Annotated in this window: 19 protein-coding genes and 3 pseudogenes; 19 read left to right on the forward strand and 3 right to left on the reverse strand. The window is 66.9% G+C overall.

What is annotated here, in order from left to right:
* Positions 1-145 precede the first annotated feature (145 nt).
* Positions 146-3,645: pseudogene (gene dnaE / locus HHL28_RS06400) on the forward strand (DNA polymerase III subunit alpha).
* 123 nt (positions 3,646-3,768) lie between these two features.
* Here dnaE and HHL28_RS06405 read toward each other — a convergent pair.
* The gene (locus HHL28_RS06405; protein ID WP_075769415.1) at positions 3,769-4,398 is read right to left on the reverse strand and encodes a hypothetical protein; all 630 of its coding nucleotides are present in this window, start codon (positions 4,396-4,398) and stop codon (positions 3,769-3,771) included.
* Positions 4,399-4,597: 199 nt separating this feature from the next.
* Here HHL28_RS06405 and rpsB point away from each other — a divergent pair, with 199 nt between their 5' ends.
* The 16 genes and pseudogenes from rpsB (at position 4,598) to lpxB (ending at position 19,074) form a co-directional block, all read left to right on the forward strand.
* Positions 4,598-5,389: a 30S ribosomal protein S2 gene (gene rpsB, locus HHL28_RS06410; protein ID WP_075769416.1), complete on the forward strand. Its 792-nt coding sequence runs from the start codon at positions 4,598-4,600 to the stop codon at positions 5,387-5,389.
* Positions 5,390-5,512: 123 nt separating this feature from the next.
* Positions 5,513-6,436, forward strand: coding sequence for a translation elongation factor Ts (gene tsf / locus HHL28_RS06415; RefSeq protein ID WP_075769417.1), 924 nt, complete (start codon positions 5,513-5,515; stop codon positions 6,434-6,436).
* A gap of 67 nt (positions 6,437-6,503) precedes the next feature.
* Complete coding sequence (pyrH, locus tag HHL28_RS06420; protein ID WP_075769418.1) at positions 6,504-7,223, forward strand: UMP kinase; 720 nt, start codon at positions 6,504-6,506, stop codon at positions 7,221-7,223.
* A gap of 1 nt (position 7,224) precedes the next feature.
* Entirely contained in the window at positions 7,225-7,782 is a 558-nt protein-coding gene (gene frr / locus HHL28_RS06425) for a ribosome recycling factor (protein WP_075769419.1), read from the forward strand.
* Between the two features lie 34 nt (positions 7,783-7,816).
* Entirely contained in the window at positions 7,817-8,554 is a 738-nt protein-coding gene (locus HHL28_RS06430) for an isoprenyl transferase (protein WP_075769420.1), read from the forward strand.
* Positions 8,493-9,200 carry a phosphatidate cytidylyltransferase gene (locus HHL28_RS06435; RefSeq protein WP_404326659.1) on the forward strand — a complete coding sequence of 236 codons (708 nt, stop codon included), beginning with the start codon at positions 8,493-8,495 and terminating at the stop codon, positions 9,198-9,200. The genes HHL28_RS06430 and HHL28_RS06435 overlap by 62 nt, the downstream gene beginning before the upstream one ends.
* Positions 9,104-9,379, forward strand: a complete 276-nt coding sequence (locus tag HHL28_RS18405) for a phosphatidate cytidylyltransferase (protein WP_404326662.1) — start codon at positions 9,104-9,106, stop codon at positions 9,377-9,379. The genes HHL28_RS06435 and HHL28_RS18405 overlap by 97 nt, the downstream gene beginning before the upstream one ends.
* Positions 9,370-10,563: a 1-deoxy-D-xylulose-5-phosphate reductoisomerase gene (locus HHL28_RS06440; protein WP_075769421.1), complete on the forward strand. Its 1,194-nt coding sequence runs from the start codon at positions 9,370-9,372 to the stop codon at positions 10,561-10,563. The genes HHL28_RS18405 and HHL28_RS06440 overlap by 10 nt, the downstream gene beginning before the upstream one ends.
* 49 nt (positions 10,564-10,612) lie before the next feature.
* The gene (rseP, locus tag HHL28_RS06445; RefSeq protein WP_075769422.1) at positions 10,613-11,746 is read left to right on the forward strand and encodes an RIP metalloprotease RseP; all 1,134 of its coding nucleotides are present in this window, start codon (positions 10,613-10,615) and stop codon (positions 11,744-11,746) included.
* 16 nt (positions 11,747-11,762) lie between these two features.
* The gene (bamA, locus tag HHL28_RS06450) at positions 11,763-14,111 is read left to right on the forward strand and encodes an outer membrane protein assembly factor BamA (protein ID WP_075769423.1); all 2,349 of its coding nucleotides are present in this window, start codon (positions 11,763-11,765) and stop codon (positions 14,109-14,111) included.
* Between the two features lie 134 nt (positions 14,112-14,245).
* Positions 14,246-14,707: an OmpH family outer membrane protein gene (locus HHL28_RS06455; protein WP_169654874.1), complete on the forward strand. Its 462-nt coding sequence runs from the start codon at positions 14,246-14,248 to the stop codon at positions 14,705-14,707.
* Positions 14,708-14,740: 33 nt separating this feature from the next.
* Complete coding sequence (lpxD, locus tag HHL28_RS06460; RefSeq protein ID WP_075769425.1) at positions 14,741-15,775, forward strand: UDP-3-O-(3-hydroxymyristoyl)glucosamine N-acyltransferase; 1,035 nt, start codon at positions 14,741-14,743, stop codon at positions 15,773-15,775.
* On the forward strand, positions 15,768-16,238 hold the full coding sequence (gene fabZ / locus HHL28_RS06465) for a 3-hydroxyacyl-ACP dehydratase FabZ (protein ID WP_075769426.1): 471 nt from the start codon (positions 15,768-15,770) through the stop codon (positions 16,236-16,238). Before lpxD ends, fabZ begins: the two co-directional genes overlap by 8 nt.
* 37 nt (positions 16,239-16,275) lie before the next feature.
* Positions 16,276-17,063: pseudogene (gene lpxA, locus HHL28_RS06470) on the forward strand (acyl-ACP--UDP-N-acetylglucosamine O-acyltransferase).
* Between the two features lie 3 nt (positions 17,064-17,066).
* Positions 17,067-17,906 (forward strand): LpxI family protein, encoded by an 840-nt coding sequence (locus HHL28_RS06475; protein ID WP_075769428.1) that lies wholly within the window; start codon positions 17,067-17,069, stop codon positions 17,904-17,906.
* 65 nt (positions 17,907-17,971) lie between these two features.
* A pseudogene (lpxB, locus tag HHL28_RS06480) lies at positions 17,972-19,074 on the forward strand (lipid-A-disaccharide synthase).
* A 236-nt stretch (positions 19,075-19,310) separates the two neighbouring features.
* On the opposite strand, the gene gltA reads toward lpxB, so the two are convergent.
* Positions 19,311-20,627 (reverse strand): citrate synthase, encoded by a 1,317-nt coding sequence (gltA, locus tag HHL28_RS06485; RefSeq protein ID WP_075769430.1) that lies wholly within the window; start codon positions 20,625-20,627, stop codon positions 19,311-19,313.
* 109 nt (positions 20,628-20,736) lie between these two features.
* A complete protein-coding gene (gene gltX / locus HHL28_RS06490; protein ID WP_075769431.1) occupies positions 20,737-22,143 on the reverse strand; it encodes a glutamate--tRNA ligase in 1,407 nt (468 codons plus the stop codon).
* A gap of 71 nt (positions 22,144-22,214) precedes the next feature.
* Here gltX and HHL28_RS06495 point away from each other — a divergent pair, with 71 nt between their 5' ends.
* Both HHL28_RS06495 and HHL28_RS06500 read left to right on the forward strand, forming a co-directional pair.
* Positions 22,215-23,120 (forward strand): DUF4131 domain-containing protein, encoded by a 906-nt coding sequence (locus tag HHL28_RS06495; RefSeq protein ID WP_169654876.1) that lies wholly within the window; start codon positions 22,215-22,217, stop codon positions 23,118-23,120.
* Entirely contained in the window at positions 23,042-24,349 is a 1,308-nt protein-coding gene (locus HHL28_RS06500; RefSeq protein ID WP_169654878.1) for a ComEC/Rec2 family competence protein, read from the forward strand. The genes HHL28_RS06495 and HHL28_RS06500 overlap by 79 nt, the downstream gene beginning before the upstream one ends.
* The last annotated feature ends 13 nt before the right edge of the window (positions 24,350-24,362 follow it).

Below are 24,362 nucleotides of genomic sequence, written 5' to 3' on the forward strand. Positions count from 1 at the left end.
ACTCCCTTTTATGGGGAAAGGGCCGGTGCGGTATGCGCGTCTGTTGGGGACAACCTGCGCCACCCGGGACTGCGGGCGTGATTCCAGGTGGCGGCCTGCGGTAAGCTCAGTCGCCCAAGCCTCGCCCGTCATTCCGGACTTGCCCGTGCCCGATCCCGGCTTCATCCACCTGCGTGTCCACTCCGCCTACTCCCTGTCGGAAGGGGCCATCAAGACCAAGGAGCTGGTGAAGCTGTGCAAGAAGCACGGCTTCCCTGCGGTGGCGGTTACCGACACGGGCAACCTGTTCGGTTGCCTGGAATTCGCCATGGCCGCGGCGGATGAGGGAATACAGCCCATCATCGGCTGCCAGATGTGGGTCACGCCCTATGGCCCGGTGAAGAAGGTGCAGGGCCGGATGGCTGGCCCTGGTGCCGACCAGCTAATCCTGATCGTGCAGACGGAGCAGGGCTACCGCAACCTGATGTCCCTGGTCTCCAAAGCGTACCTGGAGACGGAGCCCGGCCTGCTGCCCCAGGTCAGCGTGGAGCAGCTCGAGGGCTGCACCGATGGCCTGATCTGCCTGACCGGCGGCCCTGGTGGCGGGGTGGGGCGGCTGTTGCTGGACGGGCAGAAACCGCATGCTGAGGAGCTGCTGCTGAAGCTCGCCGGACTGTTCCCCGGCCGGCTGTACGTGGAGCTGATGCGCCATGTGGAGGGCCCCATCGCCACGGCGGAGGACCGGATCGAGCCTGAGCTGATCGACCTTGCCTATCGGCACGAACTGCCCCTCGTCGCCACCAACGATGCCTATTTCGCCACCCCGACATGTTCGAGGCGCACGACGTGCTGCTCTGCATCGCGGAAGGCGCTTATGTGGTGCAGGAGGAGCGGCGGCGGGTGACCCCGCACCATTGCTTCAAATCCGCGGCGGAGATGAAGGAGCTGTTCGCCGACCTTCCGGAGGCGGTGGAGAACACTGTCGCCATCGCCCGGCGTTGCGCCTACATGCCGAAGAAGATCAACCCGATCCTGCCCGCCTTCGTCCAGGGCGTGGCCAAGCAGGACCAGGAGTCGGCGGAGGCCCAAGAACTGCGCAAACAGGCGCACGACGGGTTGACCTACCGCCTGAACAGATACGTCTTCACCCCTGAAATGACAGCGGAAAAAAGGGCTGAGACGGAGGCGGAATACCGCAAGCGTCTGGACTTCGAGCTGGACACCATCGTCAAGATGAAGTTCCCCGGCTACTTCCTGATCGTGTCGGACTTCATCAAGTGGGCGAAGGACCATGGCATCCCCGTGGGGCCGGGCCGCGGCTCCGGCGCCGGCAGCCTGGTGGCTTGGTCGCTGCTGATCACCGACCTGGACCCGATCCTTTACGGCCTGCTGTTCGAGCGGTTCCTGAACCCCGAGCGCGTGTCGATGCCCGACTTCGACATCGACTTCTGCCAGGACCGGCGCGAGGAGGTGATCAAGTACGTCCAGCAGCGCTACGGCTATGACCGGGTGGCGCAGATCATCACTTTCGGGAAGCTCCAGGCCCGCGCCGTGGTGCGCGACGTGGGGCGCACCCTGCAGATGCCCTATGGCCAAGTGGACCGCATCTGCAAGCTGATCCCCAACAACCCCGCCAACCCCGTCACCCTGCAACAGGCTATCGACGGGGAACCGCTGTTGCAGGAGATGCGCCGGTCGGATGAGACCATCGGCCGCCTGCTGGACATCGCCTTGAAGCTGGAAGGCCTGTACCGCCACGCCTCTACCCACGCGGCAGGCGTGGTGATCGGCGACCGGCCGCTGCATGAGCTGGTCCCCATGTACCGCGACCCGCGGTCCGACATGCCGGTCACCCAGTTCAACATGAAGTATGTGGAGCTGGCGGGCCTGGTGAAGTTCGACTTCCTGGGCCTGAAGACCCTGTCGGTCCTGAAGACCGCCGTGGACCATGTGCGGGAGCTGGGGCCGGAACTGGACCTGCTGGCCCTGCCGCTGAAAGACGACAAATCCTATTCCATCCTGGGGCGAGCCGAGAGCTCGGGCGTGTTCCAGCTGGAAAGCTCGGGCATGCGCGACGTGCTGCGCCGCATGAAGCCCAACCGCATCGAGGACATCATCGCCCTGGTGTCCCTCTACCGCCCCGGCCCCATGGACAACATCCCCAAGTACATCAAGGTGAAGTTCGGGGAGGAGCAGCCGGATTACATGCACCCGGCCCTGGAGCCGATCCTGAAGGAGACCTTCGGGATCATGGTGTACCAGGAACAGGTCATGCAGATCGCCCAGGTGCTGGCGGGCTACAGCTTGGGCGGCGCCGACCTGCTGCGCCGCGCCATGGGCAAGAAGATCAAGGAGGAGATGGAGAAGGAGCGCGCCAAGTTCATCAAGGGCGCCAAAGAGGTCATGGGCGTGGACGAGGAACAGTCCGGCCTGATCTTCGACCAGGTGAACAAGTTCGCGGGCTACGGCTTCAACAAGTCCCACGCGGCGGCCTATGCCCTGGTCGCCTACCAGACCGCCTTCCTGAAGGCCAACTACCCCGTCGAGTTCATGGCCGCCACCATGACCTACGATTTGGGCAACACCGACAAGCTGAACCTGTTCAAGGACGAGCTGGAACGCTTGCGGATCAAGCTGTTGCCGCCCGATATCAACAAGTCGGGTGAGGTGTTCGCGGTGGAGAGGCTGCCCGACGGCAGCCGGGCGGTGCGCTACGCGCTGGCGGCCATCAAGGGCGTGGGCCTGCCCGCCATGCAGTCCGTGGTGCGGGAGCGCAAGGCCAACGGCCCCTACATGGACATCTTCGACTTCGCCCGCCGGGTGGACCTGAACAGCCTGAACAAGCGGATGATGGAGAAGCTGGTCTGCGCCGGCGCCTTCGACGCGCTGGCGCCCAACCGGCAGCAGTTGCACACCGGGCTGGACATGGTGATGCGCTATGCCCAGGCGGAGGCGCAGCAGCGGGACAGCGGCATGGCCAGCCTGTTCGGCCCCACCGCCATGAAGACCCCGGACCTGCCCAAGGTGGCCGACTGGGACAAGCTGGAGAAGCTGCGCTATGAGGCGGACGCGATCGGCTTCTACCTCACCGCCCACCCGCTGGACACCTTCGGCCCGGCGCTGACCCGCATGGGCATCGTGCGCTATGCCGACCTTGCCCGGAAGGTCCGGGACGGCAAGTCCTCCCGGGTCAAGATGGCCGGCATCGTCATCGCCCGGCAGGAACGCACGGCCAAGAGCGGCAACCGCTTCGCCTTCGTCTCCTTATCCGACGCGTCCGGCGGATACGAGGTTACCCTGTTCTCGGAGACGCTGGCCACCTCACGGGAGATGCTGGAGGCCGGGAAGGCCGTCGTCCTGACCGTGGACGTGCAGCAGAACGGGGAGGAACTGCGCCTCACCGCCCAGCAGGTGGCCTTGCTGGAGGAGGAGGTGGCGAAGACCGCCCTGGGGCTGAAGGTGGTGCTGGGCGACACCCAGGCGGTGCCGGTGATCCAGACCACCCTGAAGCGCCTGCCGCCGGGCCGGGGCCGGGTCACCATCGTGGTGGAGACGGACGTGCTGCAAGAGACGCACATCGCCCTGCCGCAGGCCTACCAGATCAGCGCCGCTGGGCGACAGGCCATCAAGTCCATCCCCGGGGTGCTGGAGGTCCAGGATCTTTGACAAGGGCGTGTTTGCGCTCGCCGGAAACACGCTCCGCCGGTGACTGCCGCGGCGCCTGCCCATGCGGGCGTGAGCCAAACCGCGCATGCGGCGCCCGCGTTTGAGGAAGCGAATGACCGTACGTCAGCCCGGGCCGTGGCCGCTGAGGATCTCCACGGCCCGGGCAATGGCCGTGCCGTCGGCGAGGCGGAGCAGGGTCGCCCGGCCATAGAGTTCCTCACCCGGGCTCACGTCCAGGATGTCGGCCAGAACGCGGTTGGCGGTGACGGCCAGGAAGGCCTCCGGCCGGCTGCGGAAGGGCAGGGTGGCCTCCGCCAGCACAGTGCCGAAGGGGCGCAGGCCGGCGCGCACCGCGTCGCGTACCGGCGAAGGCAGGCGCTCCAGTTCGATCTCGATCAGGCCCAGTTCCGCGGGCATGCCCGACTCCGCGGCCGACAGCACCACCGCCCGGCGCAGGGTGCCTCCCGACTCAGTGGAGTCCAGCACCGACAGGCGCATGGCCTCACCCCAGAAGGACACCAGCGCCTGGGTCATGCCCCCGTCCTGCACGAGGATGCCGCGCGCCGCCTCGGGAAGGTCGGATACGGCAAGGAGGGCGACGCTGGGCGGCGCCATGCCGGCCTCCTGGGCGAAGCGGGCGAGCAGGTCCAGGTCTAGGCTGTCGGCGTCGGGCATGGGGGCTTGGCTGGGGTTGCGGCGGGCGGACCATACGCGGGCGGGCGGGCCCTGCCAAGGCATGTAGGGCCGGGACATGGCGGTGTCGCGCGCGGCGGGGGTATCTGGCCTGTTGCAATGGTGGCATCGGCGGAGTATCTAACCGCCCGTCGTCAAACCCGCACGCGGGCTTGCGGTGCGACCGCTCATCCTGGTCGCCCCGTCTCCGGTGTCCCTCGGCCATGCCGGCCCTGGGGCGTCGCCCGCGGAGGTCCAACCGGAAAAGGACTGACTTTTCATGGCTATGCCCACCTTTACCATGCGCCAGCTGCTCGAGGCCGGCGTGCACTTCGGTCACCACACCCGCCGCTGGAACCCGAAGATGGCTCCGTACATCTTCGGCGTGCGCAACGGCGTGCACATCATCGACCTGGAGCAGACGGTTCCGATGATGTACCGCTCCATGCAGGCGGTGCGTGACGTCGTCGCTGGCGGCGGCCGCGTCCTGTTCGTCGGCACCAAGCGCGCCGCCCAGGAAAAGGTCGCCGAGGCCGCCAAGCGCAGCGGCCAGTACTACGTGAACCATCGTTGGCTGGGCGGCATGCTCACCAACTGGAAGACCATCAGCCAGTCCATCCGCCGCCTGAAGGAGATGGATGAGCAGCTCGCCGCCGGTGACCAGTCCGGCCGCACCAAGAAGGAGCTGCTCAACATGACCCGCGACCGCGACAAGCTGGAGCGGGCCCTGGGCGGTATCCGTGACATGGGCGGCCTGCCGGACCTGCTGTTCATCATCGACACCAACAAGGAGTCGCTGGCGATCCAGGAAGCCAACAAGCTGGGCATCCCCGTGGTGGCCATCGTCGACAGCAACAGCGACCCGGACGGCGTGACCTTCCCGGTCCCTGGCAACGACGACGCGCTGCGCGCCATCGACACCTACTGCGAGCTGATCGCCGGCGCCGTGCTGGATGGCCTGCAGGCCGAGATGTCCGCCGCGGGCATCGACGTGGGCGCCGCTGAGGAGGCTCCCGCCGAGGTGCTGCCGGAGGAGCAGGCCCCCGCCGAGGCCACCGAGGCCCAGGCCTGATTTTTCCCGTGGACGGCCGGGCCGCCCCCGATCCGGGAGCGGGCCGGCCGTTCTGCTGTTTGACCACTGCCCCGGCCCCGTATGTGTGGGGGCCGCGGCCGATCCTGGACGGAGAGGGCTGACATGGCCGAGATCACCGCCGCGCTCGTGAAGGAGCTGCGTGAGAAGACCGGCGCCGGCATGATGGACTGCAAGAAGGCGCTGGGCGAGAGCCAGGGCGACCTGGAAGGCGCCATCGACTGGCTGCGCAAGAAGGGCCTCGCCGCCGCCGCCAAGAAGGCCGGCCGCGTCGCCGCCGAGGGCCTGGTGGGCGTGACCACCAACGGGCTGACCGGCGCCGCCGTCGAGGTCAACTCCGAGACCGACTTCGTCGCCCGCAACGAGGCCTTCCAGGGCTACGTGTCCAAGGTGACCGAGCTGGCGCTTAACAACACCTCCGAGCTGGAGGCGCTGAAGGCCGTCGCCTACCCGGGTACCGGCCGCAACGTCGGCGACGAGCTGACGCACCTGGTCGCCACCATCGGCGAGAACATGAACCTGCGCCGGGCCGCCCGCCTGACGGTGACCGACGGCGTGGTCGCCAGCTACATGCACAACGCCCTGGTCCCGGGCCTTGGCAAAATCGGCGTGTTGGTCGCCCTGGAGTCCACCGGCGACAAGGCCAAGCTGGCCGAGCTGGGCCGCCAGATCGCCATGCACATCGCCGCCGCCCGCCCGGAGGCGCTGGACGTCGCCGACGTGGACCCGTCCAACCTGGACCGTGAACGCGCCGTGCTGACCGAGCAGGCCCGCGCCTCCGGCAAGCCCGACAGCATCATCGAGAAGATGGTCGAGGGCCGTATCCGCAAGTACTACGAGGAAGTGGTGCTGCTGGAGCAGGTCTATGTCGTGGACGGTGAGACCAAGATCCGCAAGGTCGTGGAGAACGCCGCCAAGAACGTGGGCGCGCCCGTGACGCTGACCGGCTTCGCCCGCTTCGCCCTGGGCGAGGGCATCGAGAAGGAGACGTCGGACTTCGCGGCCGAGGTCGCCTCCATGGCCCGCTGAGGCCCTGGTCTCGACACAAAGGCAAGTACAGTATCCAAGGACCCCCGTATCGAAAAGGACCTGGCCCATGGCCGCACGCTACAAACGCGTCCTGCTGAAGTTGTCCGGCGAGGCGCTGATGGGCGACAGGGGCTACGGCCTCGACCCCAAGGTCGTCGACCGCATGGCGCTTGAGGTCAAGTCGGTCGTCGACATGGGGGTCCAGGTCTGCTGCGTGATCGGTGGCGGCAACATCTTCCGGGGTATTTCCGGGGCCGCCACCGGCATGGAGCGGGCAACCGCCGACTATATGGGCATGCTGGCCACCGTGATGAACGCGCTGGCCGTGCAGAACGCCCTGGAGAAGGCGGGCGTGCAGACCCGGGTGCAGTCGGCCATCCCTATGGCCAGCGTCTGTGAGCCCTATATCCGCCGCCGGGCCGCCCGGCACATGGAGAAGGGGCGGGTGGTGATCTTCGCCGCCGGCACCGGCAACCCCTTCTTCACCACCGATACCGCCGCCGCACTGCGGGCTTCCGAGATGGGCTGCGACGCCCTGCTCAAGGCCACGGGCGTGGACGGCGTCTACTCAGCCGACCCGAAGAAGGTAAAGGACGCGGTCCGCTATGACCGGCTGACCTACCTGCAGGTCCTGTCCCAGGATTTGCAGGTGATGGATGCGTCCGCGATCTCCCTTGCGCGGGAAAACAAGATTCCTATCCTTGTCTTCTCCATCCACACCGACGGCGAGTTCGCCGAGGTGATGGCGGGACGTGGCAAGTTCACCATCATCACCGAAGAGGTCTAAGGTGGCCGCCCCAGACATCAAGGACATCGAGCGCCGGATGGACGGCGCGGTGGAGACCCTCCGCAAGGAGTTCGGCGGCTTGCGCACCGGCCGCGCCTCCGCCAGCCTGCTGGACCCGGTTCATGTGGACGCCTATGGCAGCTCCGTGCCCCTGAATCAGGTGGCCAACGTCAGCGTGCCCGAACCCCGCCTGATCACCGTGTCCGTTTGGGACCGGACCACGGTCAAGGCGGTGGAGAAGGCCATCCGTGAGGCTGGCCTGGGCCTGAACCCCCAGACCGAGGGCCAGACCATCCGCGTGCCCATCCCGGAGCTGAACCAGGAGCGCCGCAAGGAGCTTTCCAAGGTCGCCGCCAAGTATTCCGAGGAGGCCCGCGTCGCGGTCCGCAATGTCCGTCGTGACGGCATGGACCGTCTGAAGAAGATGCAGAAGGACGGCGACTTGTCCGAGGACGAGTTGAAGGTGTGGTCGGACAAGGTGCAGGCCATGACCGACGCGCACATCAAGAAAATCGACGAGGCCCTGGCGGCCAAGGAAAAGGAGATCATGCAGGTCTGACCCAGGCCTGCTGATCCCGAGGACAACGCCCCGAATGCATTCCGCCTCCCAGCCTTTGCCGCAGAGCGCGCCGACTCACGTCGCCATCATCATGGACGGCAACGGCCGCTGGGCGAAGGCGCGCGGGCTGCCGCGGACGGCCGGCCACAAGAAGGGGGTCGAGTCGGTCCGGCGGGCGTTGGAGGCGGCGCAGGAGCTGGGTATCCGCTACCTGACGCTCTACAGTTTCTCCACGGAGAACTGGAGCCGGCCGGAGGACGAGGTCTCGGCCTTGATGCAGCTTCTCCGCTTCTACCTGCGGGGGGAGATCGCGACGCTGCACAAGAACAACGTCCGAATCCGCATGATCGGGGAGCGATACCGCCTGTCCCCGGACCTGCAGGCCATGATCAGCAACGCCGAGGAGCTGACCGCCTCCAATACCGGGCTGACCCTGGTGCTGGCGCTCAGCTACGGCGGCCGGCAGGAGATCATCGAGGCGGCTCGGCTGCTGGCGCAGGCGGCGCGGGACGGCAGGCTGAACCCCGAGGACATCGATGAGGCTGCCTTGTCCGGTGGCCTGTTCACGGCCGGCATACCGGACCCGGACCTCGTCATCCGCACCAGCGGCGAAAAGCGCATCAGCAACTTCCTGCTTTGGCAAATGGCCTATGCGGAGCTGGTGTTCGTGGATACGCTGTGGCCGGACTTCACCAAGCGCGACCTGGAAGATGCCATCCAAGAATTCTACCGGCGGGACCGCCGGTTCGGGGCATCGGTCGGCACCCGCTGATCCGGCTTCTGCGCCGTCGCGCGGCGGCGACCTGAAGACCCGCATCATCTCCGCCCTCCTGCTCGGCCCTCCGATCCTGGCTGCCGTCTGGGTCGGCGGCTGGCTGTTCCAGGCCGTAGTCCTGCTGGCCGCCGCCCTGTCCGTGCGGGAGTGGGTGCGGCTGGTGGAACCGGGGTCGAGGCAACTGCCCTTCGTCCTTTCCCTGTTCTGCGTCGTCGCCGTCGTGGCCGCGGGCATCGCCTGGGGCGGTATAACGGCTCTTTGGATGGCCGCTGGGGCAACCCTCGTGCTCTATCTGGCCGTCACTGCCATAAAGGCCGAGCACTGCAAGAGCCTCGCCTTCGCCGTACCCTATATCGGCGTGGCCTGTGTCGCCCTGAACTGGGTGCGGACGGAGACGGCGGAGCATGGCCTTGCCCTGTTCCTGTTCCTGCTGCTGGCCATCTGGGCAACGGACATCGGCGCCTATGCCGCCGGCCGCTCCATCGGGGGCCGAAGCTCGCCCCGCGGATCAGCCCGAAGAAGACCTGGGCCGGCCTGTTCGGCGGGATGGCGGCGGCGGCCCTGTTCGGCTATTTCGTTCCTTACTTCGATGGGGCTGCGAAGCCCTGGGTGGGCGCGGTCATCGCCGCCATCCTCGCGGTAGCGGGGCAGGTGGGTGACCTGTTCGAGTCGTACGTGAAGCGTCGCAGCGACGTGAAGGACAGTGGTTCCCTGATCCCGGGCCATGGCGGCCTGCTTGACCGCATCGACGGGCTGATCGTGGCCGCCCCCGTCTTTGCCCTGTTCCATGGGTTGGCCGGAGAGTGGTTGCAATGGTGGTGAGCCCCCCGGCCCCAGGCCGGCCGAGAAGCGTGACCGTGTTGGGCAGCACCGGCTCTGTCGGCTGCAACACGGTGGAGCTCCTGGGCCTCTCGCCGGACCTGTTCACGGTGGAGGCGCTGGTCGCCAACCGGAACATCCCCAAGCTGGCGGAACAGGCCCGTGCCCTGAAGGCCAAGCTGGCCGTCACCGCCGACCCTGCCTGCTATCAGGACCTGAAGGATGCCTTGTCCGGCAGCGGGATTGAGGTCGCCGCCGGCGCGGAGGCGGTCGTGGAAGCTTCCACCAGGCCGGCAGACTGGGTCATGGCTGCCATCGTCGGTGCCGCCGGGCTGGAGCCCACCCTCGCCGCCGTGCGTCGCGGGGCCATCGTCGCCTTCGCCAACAAGGAATGCCTGGTCTGCGCCGGGTCCCTGATGATGGCCGAGGTCCGGAAGAGCGGTGCGACCCTTCTGCCGGTGGACAGTGAGCATAGCGCCATCTTCCAGGTGTTCGAGACCTCTCGGCGCGACGCCATCAAGCGGCTGATCCTCACCGCCTCTGGCGGTCCCTTCCGGACTTGGCAGCGCGACGCCATGGAGGGCGTGACCCCGGCCCAGGCCTGCAAGCACCCCAACTGGTCCATGGGCGCCAAGATCTCCGTCGACAGTGCCACCATGATGAACAAGGGGTTGGAACTGATCGAGGCCCACCATCTGTTCGCCATCCCGGAAGACCGGATCGACATCCTGGTCCACCCGCAATCGGTGGTGCACAGCCTTGTCGAGTATGTGGACGGCTCGGTCCTTGCCCAGTTGGGCACCCCCGACATGCGTACGCCCATCGCCGTGGCGCTCGGCTGGCCGGACCGGATCCCCACGCCCGGCGACCGGCTGGACCTGGTCAAGGCCGGCAACCTGACCTTCGAGCCGCCCGATCCAGAGCGTTTCCCAGCTCTGGCCCTGGCGCGGCAAGCCTTGCAAAGCGGGGGGGCGGCCCCTACAGTGCTCAACGCCGCGAATGAGGTGGCAGTGCAGGGTTTCCTGGACGGCCGTATCGGCTTCCTGGACATCGAGCGGGTGGTGGAGGGGACCTTGTCCTCCCTGCCGGGCCGCGGGCTCGGGACCCTGGACGACGTGCGGGATGCGGATGGGGACGCACGCCGCCACGCCGATGCCCTAATCACGCGTCTAAGGTCACGCCCCTGAACGGGGCACGTTCGCTGGCCGCTCCTGACCGGAGCTGGGAGGCAGGTCCATGGAAGTACTCAGCCTCATCTGGAACTACGGCGTCATGTTCCTGGTGGTGCTGACCGTGCTGGTGTTCGTGCACGAGCTCGGCCACTACTGGGTCGCCCGCCGCAACGGCGTGCGGGTCGAAACCTTCAGCATCGGCTTCGGGCCGGAGATCTTCGGCCTGACCGATCGGGCCGGTACCCGCTGGAAGTTCAGCGCCATCCCGCTGGGCGGCTATGTGAAGATGTTCGGCGACGCCGATGCCACCAGTCGCCCTGGCGCGCAGGTCTCCGCCATGTCGGAGGAGGAGCGGTCCGTCTCCTTCTACCACAAGCGCGTTTCCCAGCGGGCGGCCATCGTCGCCGCGGGCCCCATCGCCAATTTCCTGTTCGCCATCGTCACGCTGGCGCTGCTGTTCACCCTGTATGGACAGCCCTACACCCCACCCGTGGTGCAGGAGGTGCAGCCGGACGGCGCCGCCGCAGAGGCTGGCATGCAGAATGGCGACCGCATCCTCAGCATCGACGGGGAATCCATCGATCGTTTCCAGGATGTGCTCCAGGCCATCCTGCTCCGCCCCGGTCAGCCACTGGAGATGGTGGTGGAGCGGAACGGTCAGCAGGTCCCGATCACCGTCACGCCGCGGGTCGTCCAGGTCACCGACCGGTTCGGGTCCACCCACACCATCGGGCGCCTGGGCGTGTTGCGCGGGCCGGACGAGTATCGCAAACACCCCTTGCTGCCCGCTATCTGGGCAGCGGGCAAGGAGACGGTCAGCCTGACCACCGGCATCCTGGACACGCTGTGGCAGATGGTCACCGGCAAGCGCTCGACGGATGAACTGGGCGGCCCGCTCACCATCGCGCAGGTGTCCGGCCAGGTGGCGCAGACCGGCCTCGCGGCCCTGCTCTGGTTCATGGCGATCCTGTCGGTGAATCTGGGCCTGATCAACCTGTTCCCCGTGCCCATGCTGGACGGGGGGCATCTTCTGTATTACGGGATTGAGGCTGTCCGGGGACGCCCGCTCGGTGAGCGGGCCCAGGAATATGGTTTCCGGATCGGTCTCGCTTTGGTATTGACCTTGATGATCTTCGCTACCGGCAACGACCTAGTCCGTCTGGGTGTGGTGAAGTTCTTCAAGGATCTCCTGTCCTAGCCTTTCGGGGGAACGCTTGGGTTCGGTTTCCAGGTTCGCGGCGCTGTGCCTGCTGCTCGGCAGCACCACCGCAACGTCCGTCATTGCGCTTTCCACGGGCGCCATGGCCCAAGAGGCCTTCGACGGCGGCACCATCCGTGACATCCGGGTTGAGGGAACCCAGCGCATCGAGGGCGCGACCGTACGGTCGTACCTTGTCGTCGCGCCTGGCGACCCGTTCAACCCGGATCGCATCGACCAGTCGCTGAAGTCCCTGTTCGCCACGGGCCTGTTCGCCGACGTCAGCCTTCGTCGCGAAGGCGGGACCCTGGTGGTCAATGTCGTGGAGAACCCCATCATCAACCGCATCTCCTTCGAGGGGAACAAGCGGGTGAAGCTGGAGGATCTGGGGGCCGAGGTGCAGTTGCGGCCCCGCGTGGTGTATACCCGCAGCCGCGTGCAGGCAGACGTCCAGCGCATCTTGGAGATTTACCGCCGCAGCGGCCGCTTCGCCGCGCGGGTGGAACCCAAGATCATCCAGCTGGAACAGAACCGCGTCGACCTGGTGTTCGAGATCGACGAGGGCGCCCTCACCGGCGTGCAGCAGATCAACTTCATCAACAACAACGTGTTCGATGACGGTGAACTGCGGGAGATTATGCTGACCAAGGAGTCGCGCTGGTGGCGGTTCCTGTCCAGCAACGACACCTATGACCCGGATCGCCTGCGTTACGACCAGGAGCAGATCAGGCGCTTTTACCTGCGCAACGGCTATGCCGACTTCAAGGTCCTGTCGTCGCTTGCGGAGCTGACGCCGGACCGGGAAAACTTCTTCATCACGATGACGCTGGACGAGGGCAAGCGCTACAGGTTCGGCAATATCGAGATCAAGAGCGACATCCCCGACCTGAACCCCGAGACGCTGCGCACGGCGATCGATGCGCGGGCCGGGGAATGGTACAACGCCGACCTGATCGAGAGCAGCATCACCAAGCTGACCAATCGGCTGGGTGACCTGCAGTACGCCTTCATCAACATCGACCCTCTGCTGCAGCGGAACCCGGAGACCCAGACCGTCGACCTGGTTTTCGAGATCAACGAGAGCCCGCGGGTCTTCGTCGAGCGCATCGACATCGTCGGCAACACCCAGACCCTGGACAAGGTGATCCGCCGCGAGATGCTGCTGGCGGAGGGCGACGCCTTCAGCCTGTCCAAGGTCAAGCGGTCCGAGCAGCGCATCAAGGACCTGGGTTTCTTCGCCCAGGATGGCGGCGTGGAGGTGAAGACGGCGGAAGGCAGCAGCCGAGACCAGTCGGTCGTCACCGTGACGGTGCAGGAGGAGTCCACCGGTGAAATCCAGTTGGGCGCCGGCTACTCCACCAACGACGGCGCCCTGTTGGACTTCTCCATCCGTCAGCGGAACTTCCGCGGCAAGGGCCAGGACGTTCGCCTGTCCACGCTCCTCTCCAGCCGCACCTTCGAGGTGGACCTGAGCTTCACGGAGCCCTACTTCCTTGAGCGCGACCTCGCGGCGGGCATCGACGTCTTCCGCATCGTCCGTGACAACCGTGACACCATTTCCTACGACCTGAAGAGCACCGGCGTCTCCCTGCGCGCCGGTTACCCCCTCTCGGACCGGCTGCGTCAGCGCCTGACCTATACCCTGGCCGAGAACACGATCGAGAACGTGCGGTTCGGCTCATCCCGGTTCCTCATCGACCAGGAGGGGACGACGGTCACCTCGGCCATCGGCTCCGACCTTCTGTATGATGCCCGTGACAGCCGCCTGAACCCGACCGACGGCTATTACATCCTGCTGGCGAATGAGTTCGCCGGCATCGGCGGCAGCGTGCGTTACCTGCGCAACCGCATCACCGCCGCCACCTATTGGGGCTTCTTCGACGACTGGGTCTTGTCGCTGACGTCGGAGGCGGGCCTCCTGTTGGGGCTGGGCAAGCCGATCCGCATCAACGACCGCTTCTTCCTGGGCGGCGACACGCTGCGCGGCTTCGAGCCGGGTGGCATTGGGCCGCGGGCGTTCCAGTTGGACAGCAACGGCAACGTCATCGACGAGGAAGGCGATGCCCTGGGCGGCAAAATCTTCTCTCGCCTGAGCCTGGAGTTGACCCTGCCCATCGGCCTGCCGGACGAGCTGGGCGTGAAGGCCCACGCCTTTACCGATGCCGGTACCCTGACCAAGTCGGGCGAGGAAGCAGAAGCGGGCGACCTGTTCCGCGACAGCTCGTCCATCCGCTGGTCCGCGGGCGTGGGCCTCTCCTGGCGGTCACCCTTCGGACCGATCCGCCTTGATCTGGCTTACCCGATCAAGAAGGAAGAGTACGACCAGGACGAGGTCTTCCGCTTCAGCTTCGGTACCCGGTTCTGACGGGGCCGGGCATGCAGCGCCGGCCACGCCTCCTCGCGCTCGCCGCCGCCCTTCTCGGGGCGGCGGTTTGCGCTTCTCCGGCCTTTGCCCAGGGCAGCGGGGAGGGGGCGCGGCCTGTCGCTGCCCGGGACACCATGGTGGTGGTCGATGTGCAGCGGCTGCTCCAGCAGTCTCTGGCCAACCAAAGCATCCAGCGCCAGCTCGCCTCCCAGCGGGAAATCCTCCAGCGGGAGATGGCGGCCCAGTACGAGCAACAGCGCCAGGCGGAGCAGGAACTTGCCCGACTGCGCCCCTCGCTCCAGCCTGACGAGTTCGACCGGAAGCGGATCGAGTTCGGGAACGAGGTCACGGCCACCAGCCGCGTGACCCAGGAAAAGACCCGCAAGCTTGATGCGGCCTTCCTCCAGGCCCGGACGACCATGCTGGAAACCATCCGCGTGGTGATCGGGGAGATTGCCGCGGAACGGGGGGCCACCCTGGTCATTTCCAGCGAGTTCGTGTTCTACCAGGCCAATGACAGCTTGGACATCACGGACACGGCCCTGCAACGGCTGAACACCCGTTTGCCTGAGGTCAAGGTCAACCTTCCCCAGTGACCTTCCCATCCCAGATTCCCTGCCGGTGATGACATGGCCGACCCACGCTTCTTCCACCGCGCCGGGCCTTTCCGCCTGGCGGAACTTGCCCGGATCGCCGGGGCGGACCTGGCGCCCGGAGCGGACCCGGACCGCCTGCTCCATGACGTCGCCCCGCTGCAGGAAGCGGGATCGGACCAGCTCAGCTTCTTGGACAACCGCAAATACGTCGAAGCCTTCGCCGCAAGCCGGGCCGGTGCCTGCGTGGTGCATCCCGCTTTGGCGGATAAGGCGCCGGCCGGCATGGCCCTGCTGCTGACCAAGAAGCCCTACAAGGGTTACGCGCTCTGCGCCCAAGCCTTCTATCCCCTCCCGAAGCCGGAAAGCGGCGTCAACCCGGGGGCCCATGTCCATCCCACGGCGCAGGTCGGGGAGGGGACGGAGGTGGCCCCCGGCGCCGTCGTCGAAGCCGGTGCCCGGATCGGCGCCCGCTGCCGTATCGGCGCGAACGCCGTCGTGGGCCGGAGCGTGGAAATCGGGGACGACACAGTGGTCGGGCCCTGCGCCTCCCTCAGCCACTGCCTGGTCGGTTCCCGGGTCGTGATCTATCCCGGCGCCCGCATCGGCCAGGACGGGTTCGGCTTCGCCATGGACGCGGCCGGCCACGTCCGGGTGCCGCAGCTTGGTCGCGTCATCATCGAGGACGACGTGGAGGTGGGGGCGAACGTCACCATCGACCGCGGTGCCGGGCCGGACACGGTCATCGGCCGGGGCAGCATGATTGATAATCTCGTGCAGATCGGGCACAACGTCACCCTCGGTCCGGGCTGCGTTGTCGTCGCCCAGGCTGGGATTTCGGGGAGCACCAGGTTGGACCACCATGTGGTCCTCGCCGCCCAGGCGGGGGTCACTGGCCACCTGAAGATCGGGGCCGGGGCCCGCATCGCCGCCCAGAGCGGCGTGATGCGCGACGTGGCGCCGGGAGCCGAGGTGGGCGGGTCGCCCGCGGTTCCCATGCGCCAATGGCTCCGGCAGGTGGCGGCACTCGGCCGGTTGGTGCGGGGAAAAGGTGAACGGGACGATGGCTGATTCGGCTGAGACGAAGGTTCTGGGGACGCTGGATATCCAGCGCATCATGGAGATGATCCCCCACCGCTATCCGATGCTGCTGGTGGACAAGATCATCGACATCATCCCCGGCGAAAGCTGCACGGGCATCAAGAACGTCACCATCAACGAGCCGTTCTTTCCCGGCCACTTCCCGACCAAGCCGGTCATGCCTGGGGTGATGATCATCGAATCGATGGCGCAGACCAGCGCCGTGCTGGTGATGCACACGCTGGGTGATGTCGCGGAAGGCAAGCTGGTCTATTTCATGACCATCGAGGAAGCCCGTTTCCGCCGGCCCATCGGCCCGGGCGACCAGATCCACATCAAGGTCCAGAAGGTCCAGAATCGGCGCAATGTCTGGAAGTTCCGGGGGGAGGCCGTCGTGGACGGCCAAGTCTGCGCCGAGGCTACCTATGCAGCCATGATTGTCATGGACAGCTAGTACGATCAGGCCCTACCGCCAACCCAGGACAGGTTTCATGAGCGTGACCATCCACCCCTCCGCGGTCGTCGATCCGGCGGCCCGCCTCGGCACGGGCGTGGAGATCGGCCCCTTCTGCGTGGTCGGCCCCGACGTGGAACTTGGCGACGGGGTGCGCCTGCTGTCCCATGTGGCGGTGGCGGGACGGACCCGGATCGGTGCCGGTTCCGTGGTCTATCCTTTTGCCAGCCTGGGCCACGCCCCCAGGACCTGAAATACAAGGGGGAGCCGTCGGAACTGGTCATCGGTCGGAACAACCGGATCCGTGAGAACGTCACCATGAACCCCGGCACGGAAGGGGGCGGGATGGTCACGCGGGTCGGCGACAACGGCCTTTTCATGGTGGGCGTCCATGTCGGCCATGACTGCATCGTCGGCAACAATGTCATCCTCGCCAACAATGCCACCCTGGGCGGCCATGTGGAAGTCGGCGACTTTGCCGTGCTGGGCGGCCTGTCGGCGGTGCACCAGTTCGTACGCATCGGGCCCCATGCCATGATCGGCGGCATGACCGGCGTGGAGGCGGACGTGATTCCCTATGGCTTGGTGAAAGGGGAGCGCGGGTTCCTGGCAGGGCTGAACCTGGTGGGGCTGGAACGGCGCGGCTTCGCCAAGGAGGAGATCAACGGCCTCCGCGCCGCCTTCAAGCAGCTTTTCGCCGGGGAAGGGACCCTGGCTGAACGCAAGGTCCAGGTGGCCCAGTCCTTCGCGGACCGCCAGCTCGTAACGGAACTGCTTGCCTTCCTGACGGAGCGCGGCTCCCGCGCCCTGACACTCCCGCGCTGACCAATGGCCGGGAAGCTGGGCATCCTGGCGGGCGGGGGAGAACTTCCTGCCCGCCTTGCGGAAACCTGCCAACAGGACAACCGGCCCCACTTCGTCGTGGCCCTTGAGGGACATGCCCAGCCTGCCGGATTCCCACCCGGGACGCCCTTGGCCAGCTTCCGCATGGGGGCTGCCGGCGCCATCCTCGCGCGGTTGAAGGCGGAGGGGGTCACCGACATCGTCATGGCCGGCCCTGTCCGGCGACCGTCCCTGGCCGAGCTGCGGCCGGACTGGAAAGCCGCCCAGTTCTTCGCCCGGATCGGGGCCAAGGCCCTGGGTGATGACGGGCTGCTTCGCGGGGTCGTTTCAGTCCTTGAGGAAGAAGGTTTCCGGGTCGTCGGGGTGCAGGAACTGGTAGCCGACCTGCTCACGCCCTTGGAACAGCTCAGTGCCACCGGTCCGGATGCAACCGCGGTCGCCGACATCGCCCATGGGGTCAGGGTTGCCCGGGCCATTGGTGAGTTGGACGTGGGCCAGTCGGTCGTCGTGCAGCAGGGCTTGGTGCTGGGCGTGGAGGCTATCGAGGGCACGGATGCCCTGATCGCCCGCTGCGCCGGCCTGAAGCGGCAGGGCCCCGGGCCCGTCCTGGTCAAGGTGCGCAAGCCGCAGCAGGACCAGCGTCTGGACATGCCCACCATCGGTCCGGTGACCGTCCGGCAGGCGGCCGCGGCCGGATTTGCAGGCATCGCGGCGGAGGCGGGGAATACCCTGCTTCTCGGGCGTGATGAGGTGCGGCGGCTGGCCGACTCCATGGGCCTGTTCGTCGTCGGCGTGGCTGGTGACGCGGGGGATCCGAAACCGTGAGCGACACGCCCTTGGTCTTCCTGCTGGTCGGCGAGCCCTCCGGCGACGTGCTGGGTGCCCGTCTGATGGCCGCCCTGCGCGAGGCCACGGGCGGGCGGGTGCGATTCGCTGGCGTGGGCGGCGAACGGATGATGGCGGAAGGGCTAGAATCCCTGTTCCCCATGTCGGACCTGGCCCTGTTCGGCCTCGCCGAGCTGCTGCCCAAGCTGCCGAACCTGCTGCGCCGGCTGAACCAGACCACCAAGTCGGTGTTGTCGCTGAGGCCGGACGTGGTGGTGACCATCGACGCACCGGACTTCTGCTTCCGCATCGGCAAGCGGCTGCGGAAGGCAGGCAGCGGGGTTCCCCTGATCCATTATGTTGCGCCGACTGTCTGGGCGTGGCGGCCGAAGCGGGCGAGGAAGGTCGCCGCTTTCCTGGACCATCTGTTGGCCCTGCTGCCCTTCGAGCCCCCTATTTCGAGAAGGAGGGCCTGCCCTGCACCTTCGTCGGCCACCCAGTGGTGGAGGGCGGGGCGGACAAGGGGGATGGCGCCCGCTTCCGGGCCAAGCATGGCATCGGCCCAGATGAACCGCTGCTGACCATCCTGCCCGGCAGCCGACGGAGCGAGGTGACGACGTTGCTGCCCGACTTCGGGGCAACATTGCGCCTGCTTGTAGACGGCCATCCCGGCTTGCGGGTCGTGGTCCCCACCGTGCCGCAGGTTGCGGGGCTGGTGCGGGATGCGGTGAAGACCTGGCCGGTGCCGGTCATCCTCATCGAGGGCGACCAGGACAAGTACGACGCCTTTGCCGCCAGCACGGCTGCACTGGCAGCCTCCGGCACCGTGGCGCTGGAGTTAGCCCTAGCGCGGTTGCCGGCGGTGATCGCCTACCGCATCCACCCGCTGACTTACCGGCTGTACCGCCGGCTGATCACGGTCAAGTACGTGAACCTGGTCAACATCATGCTCGACCGACCGTTGGTGCCCGAGCTGTTGCAGGCCGATTGTACGCCGGAGAAGCTCGCGTCGGCCGTAGGCCGCCTGCTGTCCGACCCGGCTGCCCGCCAAGTGCAGATCGAGGGCGTGGAGGAAGTCTCCCGGTGGCTGGGGCAGGGTGACGTGCCGCCCAGTCATCGGGCGGCAGCTGTCGTTTTGGATGTGATGAAAGCCCGGCACCGGCTTTGATCAGCCCCGCTGGGGGCCTTGCCGCTCAGAGTGCCAGAACTGTGTAAGCCAGCATCCCGACCAGGGTCAGGATGATCCCCAATCGTATGACCCGGCGGACCTGCTTGGCCATCGGGACCGGGTTGTCATTGGCAACCTCGCCCGGGCGGCGCCAGAAAAGGGCAGACGCCGGGCCATAGGAAAGCGATGGGGCGGGCCCGTGCGGCCCGCCCCCTGTGTGGTTGGTATGCCTCTGCTCAGCCACGCTCGTTCAGCGGGCGATAGTCGCGCCGCGTCGCACCGGTATAGAGCTGGCGGGGACGACCGATCTTCTGGACCGGATCCTCGATCATCTCCTTCCACTGGCTGATCCAGCCCACGGTGCGGGCCAGGGCGAACAGCACGGTGAACATGCTGGTGGGGAAGCCGATGGCCTTCAGGATGATGCCCGAATAGAAGTCCACGTTCGGGTAGAGCTTCTTCTCGACGAAATACTCGTCCTGCAGGGCGATCCGCTCCAGCTCCACCGCGATGTCCAGCAGCGGGTCGTCCTTGATCCCCAACTCGGCCAGCACCTCGCTGCAGGTCTGGCGCATGACCTTCGCCCGCGGGTCGAAGTTCTTGTAGACCCGGTGGCCGAAGCCCATCAGGCGGAAGCTGTCGTTCTTGTCCTTGGCGCGCTTCACGAACTCCGGGATGCGGTCCTTGTGGCCGATCTCGGTCAGCATCTTCAGCACGGCCTCGTTGGCGCCGCCATGGGCGGGACCCCAGAGGGACGCGATACCGGCCGCGATGCAGGCGAACGGGTTGGCGCCGGAGGAGCCCGCCAGGCGCACCGTGGAGGTGGAGGCGTTCTGCTCATGGTCGGCATGCAGGATGAAGATCCGGTCCATCGCCTTGGCAATGACCGGGTTCACCTTGTAAGGCTCACACGGGACCGCGAAGGTCATGTGCAGGAAGTTCTCGGCGTAGCCCAGGTCGTTGCGCGGGTACACGAAGGGCTGGCCGACCGAGTACTTGTAGGCCATGGCGGCGATGGTCGGCACCTTGGCGATCAGCCGATGGGACGCCACCATCCGCTGGTGCGGGTCATTGATGTCCGTGCTGTCATGATAGAAGGCCGACAGGGCACCGACCACGCCGCACATGATGGCCATTGGGTGGGCGTCGCGGCGGAAACCGCGGAAGAAGTTCGCCAGCTGCTCATGCACCATGGTGTGGCGCGTGATGGTCTGCTCGAACTTGGCCTTCTCCGCGGGGCTGGGCAGCTCACCGTTCAGCAGCAGGTAGCAGACCTCCAGGAAGTCGCTCTGTTCGGCCAGCTGCTCGATGGGGTAGCCGCGATGCAGGAGGATGCCCTCGTCACCGTCGATATAGGTGATCTTCGACTCGCAGCTTGCCGTGGACGTGAAGCCCGGGTCGTAGGTGAAGCAGCCCGTCTCTGCATAGAGCTTGCGGATGTCCATGACGGCCGGCCCGGTGGAGCCGTGCTGGATCGGCAGGGTGAAGGTCTTGCCGGTTCGGTTGTCGGTCAGGGTCACCGTGTCAGCGGGGTTTGCCGTCGTCTGGCTCATGTCGGCACGTCCTCAAGCATCGGGTCGCGGGGCCGGGCCCCAGGGGGTTCTTCAAAAGCGGGCGGAGTGTAGTGCTGCGTCGCACCGTTGGCAACGCAGCTGCACCATTTTAAGGACCGTTCTTGACATCTTCCATGCGCGACAATGTCTCGTCCTTTCCAAGGATTTCCGCGACCTCGAAGATCGGCGGGGAGACTGTGCTGCCGGTAAGCGCCGCGCGAAGCGGCTGGGCCACCTTGCCCAGCTTCAACCCGCCCGCCTCGGCGAAGTCGCGCACCACCTGCTCCACGGCTGCGGCGGTCCAATCGTTCAGGCCAGCAAACTTCTCCGCCAGGGTGGCGAGCTGGCCCCGGGCCTCGGCGTTGAGCTGGGCGGCGGCCTTTTCGTCCAGCGGCAGGGGCCGGGCGCGGAACAGGAACAGGGCCCCGTCGGCCAGCTCCACCAGGGTCTTCACCCGCGGCTTGAAGCCAGGGATGGAGCGCAGGAACCGGTCCCTCTCCGCCTCAATCAGCGCGCGGCCCAGCTTCTGCTCCACAAAGGGCGTGGTCAGGGCCACCAGCCGGGTGTCCTCCGCCTCTCGGATATAGTGGGCGTTCAGGTTCTCCATCTTCGCGAAATCAAGTCGCGACGGCGAGCGGCCGATGCCCTCAAGGTTGAACCACTCGATGGCCTGGGCGGTGCTGATGATCTCGTCATCGCCATGTCCCCAGCCCAGCCGAAGCAGGTAGTTGCGCATGGTCTCCGGCAGGAAACCCATGTCGCGGTAGGCGTCGATCGCCAGTGCCCCGTGGCGCTTGGACAGCTTGGCCCCGTCCGGCCCGTGGATCAGGGGGACGTGCGCGAACTCCGGCGGGGTCCAGCCCATGGCGTGGTAGATCTGGAGCTGCCGGAAGGTGTTGGTCAAATGGTCGTCGCCGCGGATCACATGGGTCACACCCATGTCATGGTCGTCCACCACCACCGCCAGCAGATAGGTGGGCGTGCCGTCGGAGCGCAGCAGGATCATGTCGTCCAACTGGGTGTTCTGCACGGTCACGGTGCCCTGGACCTTGTCATGGACCACCGTCTCCCCCGCCTGGGGCGCTTTCAACCGGATCACCGGCTTGGTCCCTGCCGGAGCCTCGGATGGGTGGCGGTCGCGCCAGCGGCCGTCATAGCGGGTGGGCAAGCCCTTCGCCTTCTGCTCCTCGCGTAGCGCCTCCAGCTCTTCCGGCGTCGCGTAGCAGTAATAGGCGTGGCCGTTGGCCAGCATCTCCCGCGCCACCTCGGCATGGCGGTCCTTGCGTTCGAACTGGCTGACGGCCTCGCCGTCCCAGTTCAGCTCCAGCCAGCTCAAGCCGTCCAGCAGGGCGTCCACCGCGGCCTGGGTGGAGCGGGCGCGGTCCGTGTCCTCAATCCGCAACAGGAACTTGCCGCCATGGCGCTTGGCGAACAGCCAGTTGAACAAGGCCGTTCGGCCACCGCCGATATGGAGATAGCCGGTGGGCGAGGGCGCGAAGCGGGTGACCACGGTCATGGCTGACACAATCTTGTCGTTAGGTGATAGCGTGTGCGGAGGCTGGTTTAGCACAGCGGAAGCCCTCGTGCATGACCCAGGTGACGCGCTCGCACGCCCATAGGCCCCGCCTCCCGGACTGGGCGGACCCGATTCTGTTCCGGCTGCGTGATACCGGCGCCCGACTGGCGGACACACTGGCGCGGGAGCGTCAGCGCTGGGCCCTGTGGTTGCCGGTCATGCTCGGGGTCGGGATCGGCGCCTATTTCAGCCTGCCGGTAGAGCCGCCAGCCTGGTCAGGCCTTGTCCTATTGGTTGCGGCGATCGGGGCGGCATGGGCGGCCGATGGTTGGGGTCGGTTGGCCGCCGGGGCCCTGCTGGCCTGCGCCCTCGGCTTCACCAGTGCCCAGGTGCGGAGTTGGTCGGTGGCGGCACCGGTGCTCAAGGGGCAATTGGAAGCTTCCGGCATCGAAGGCCGCGTGGTGGATGTGGAGCGCCTGGACGAGGGGGCGCGTGTCCTCCTGGATGAGCTTTCCGTCCCTGGACTGGCACGGGAAGCGACACCGGGCCGGGCCCGCGTCCGGCTTCGGGCGGGTGACGTGTTGCCGAGCCCGGGCCAGCGCATCCGGGTCTTCGCCGTCCTGCAACCGCCGCCGGCGCCGGTTGAGCCCGGCGGCTACGATTTCCGTCGGCACGCATATTTCTTGGGGATCGGTGCCGTCGGCTTCGCCCTGGGCCATGTGGAGCCCCGGCCCGGCCCGCAGCTGACCTGGACCGGGCGGTTCGGCGCCTTTCTGGAGGGGGCGCGCCTGGGTATTGCCGACCGGGTGGGGATGCGGCTGGAGGGGGCGGAAGCCGCGGTGACGACGGCCCTGTTGACGGGTGAACAAGGGGCGATCCCCCCGACGATCTGGTCGCCATGCGCGAGTCGGGGCTTCAGCACCTTTTGTCCATCTCCGGCCTGCATATCGGGCTTGTGGCCGGCTTGGTGTTTCTAAGCCTTCGGGCGCTGCTGGCCCTGGCCGAGCCCGTCGCCCTCCGCTTCCCCATCAAGAAATGGGCGGCCGTGGCGGCGCTGTTGGCGGTGCTGGCCTACATGACCCTGGTGGGCGCGGCCGTGCCGACACTGCGCTCCGTCCTGATGACCGGCGTCATGTTGCTGGCCGTCTTGGCGGATCGAAACCCGTTCTCCATGCGGGTCGTGGCCTTGGCCGCGGCGGCAGTACTGCTTTTCCAGCCGGACGCCATGCTGGGGCCGAGTTTCCAGATGTCATTCGGGGCCGTTGTTGCCCTGATCGCCGCCTATGAATGGGCCCAGCCGCGCATGGCCGCATGGCGGATGGGCGCCGGCCCGCTGCGGAAGGCGATGCTCTATGTCTTCGGCGTGTGCCTGACGTCCTTGGTGGCAGGCACGGCAACCATGCCCTTCGCCCTTTACCATTTCCAGCAGGTGGCCAACTACGGCTTGCTGGCAAACCTTTTGGCGGTGCCGGTGACCAGCTTCTGGGTGATGCCCTGCGGCCTGCTGGCATATCTGCTCATGCCACTCGGGCTCGAGGGCTGGGCCGTGGAAGGGATGGGGTGGGGTATCCGCTTCATTCTCTGGACGGCCCATGCCGTGGCGGCCTTGCCGGGAGCGGTGCTGACGGTGCCTGCGGTGCCCGTCTGGGCCTTGGCATCGGTGACGTTCGGTGGGCTTTGGCTGATGATCTGGTTGCGTCCCTGGCGCATGGCGGGGTTGGCAGGGATCGCCCTGTTCGTCCTGGCGATCCCGCTCTCCCCAAAGCCGGACCTGCGCATCAACGACTCCGGAAGCCTCGTCGGGCTTCGGATGCCCGATGGTGGGCTGCTGCTCTCCAGTAGCCGCTCCGGCCGGTTCGAGGCGGCGGAGTGGCAGCAACGGGATGGCCTGGAGGGAGAGCCGAAGGCTTGGCCCAAGGCAGGGACATCAGACGGGGTCGTTCGTTGCGACAGCCTTGGATGCCAATATCGCCGGAACGGCAAAGTCATCGCGCTGGTGTGGCGTCCCGAGGCGCTGATGGAGGATTGCCGCCGCGCCGACCTTGTCATCGCGCCAAAGCTGGAAGCGCGGCAGTGTCCGGCCCCCCTTGTGATTGACGCCCTGGATCTCGCCCGGCGTGGCGCCCATGCTTTGTCCATCGGTGAGGACGGCCGGGTGACCCTGGAATCAGTACGGCCGCACCCGGGGGCGCGGCCGTGGAACTGAGGGAACGTGGGGC

This window comes from Aerophototrophica crusticola (assembly GCF_012913305.1).
GTDB classification, from domain to species: Bacteria; Pseudomonadota; Alphaproteobacteria; order Azospirillales; family Azospirillaceae; genus Niveispirillum; species Niveispirillum crusticola.

Excerpts from the sequence above, each read along its gene's own strand:
- HHL28_RS06435 (WP_404326659.1), top strand. The coding sequence starts at position 8,493 with ATGCCATCCAAGAATTCTACCGGCGGGACCGCCGGTTCGGGGCATCGG.
- HHL28_RS06430 (WP_075769420.1), top strand. The coding sequence starts at position 7,817 with ATGCATTCCGCCTCCCAGCCTTTGCCGCAGAGCGCGCCGACTCACGTC.
- tsf (WP_075769417.1), top strand. The coding sequence starts at position 5,513 with ATGGCCGAGATCACCGCCGCGCTCGTGAAGGAGCTGCGTGAGAAGACC.
- lpxD (WP_075769425.1), top strand. The coding sequence starts at position 14,741 with ATGGCCGACCCACGCTTCTTCCACCGCGCCGGGCCTTTCCGCCTGGCG.
- HHL28_RS06500 (WP_169654878.1), top strand. The coding sequence starts at position 23,042 with ATGCGCGAGTCGGGGCTTCAGCACCTTTTGTCCATCTCCGGCCTGCAT.
- HHL28_RS06455 (WP_169654874.1), top strand. The coding sequence starts at position 14,246 with ATGGTGGTGGTCGATGTGCAGCGGCTGCTCCAGCAGTCTCTGGCCAAC.
- HHL28_RS06440 (WP_075769421.1), top strand. The coding sequence starts at position 9,370 with ATGGTGGTGAGCCCCCCGGCCCCAGGCCGGCCGAGAAGCGTGACCGTG.
- HHL28_RS06405 (WP_075769415.1), bottom strand. The coding sequence starts at position 4,398 with ATGTCCCGGCCCTACATGCCTTGGCAGGGCCCGCCCGCCCGCGTATGG.
- HHL28_RS18405 (WP_404326662.1), top strand. The coding sequence starts at position 9,104 with ATGGCGGCGGCGGCCCTGTTCGGCTATTTCGTTCCTTACTTCGATGGG.
- gltX (WP_075769431.1), bottom strand. The coding sequence starts at position 22,143 with ATGACCGTGGTCACCCGCTTCGCGCCCTCGCCCACCGGCTATCTCCAT.
- gltA (WP_075769430.1), bottom strand. The coding sequence starts at position 20,627 with ATGAGCCAGACGACGGCAAACCCCGCTGACACGGTGACCCTGACCGAC.
- rseP (WP_075769422.1), top strand. The coding sequence starts at position 10,613 with ATGGAAGTACTCAGCCTCATCTGGAACTACGGCGTCATGTTCCTGGTG.
- rpsB (WP_075769416.1), top strand. The coding sequence starts at position 4,598 with ATGGCTATGCCCACCTTTACCATGCGCCAGCTGCTCGAGGCCGGCGTG.
- HHL28_RS06495 (WP_169654876.1), top strand. The coding sequence starts at position 22,215 with ATGACCCAGGTGACGCGCTCGCACGCCCATAGGCCCCGCCTCCCGGAC.
- HHL28_RS06475 (WP_075769428.1), top strand. The coding sequence starts at position 17,067 with ATGGCCGGGAAGCTGGGCATCCTGGCGGGCGGGGGAGAACTTCCTGCC.
- pyrH (WP_075769418.1), top strand. The coding sequence starts at position 6,504 with ATGGCCGCACGCTACAAACGCGTCCTGCTGAAGTTGTCCGGCGAGGCG.
- fabZ (WP_075769426.1), top strand. The coding sequence starts at position 15,768 with ATGGCTGATTCGGCTGAGACGAAGGTTCTGGGGACGCTGGATATCCAG.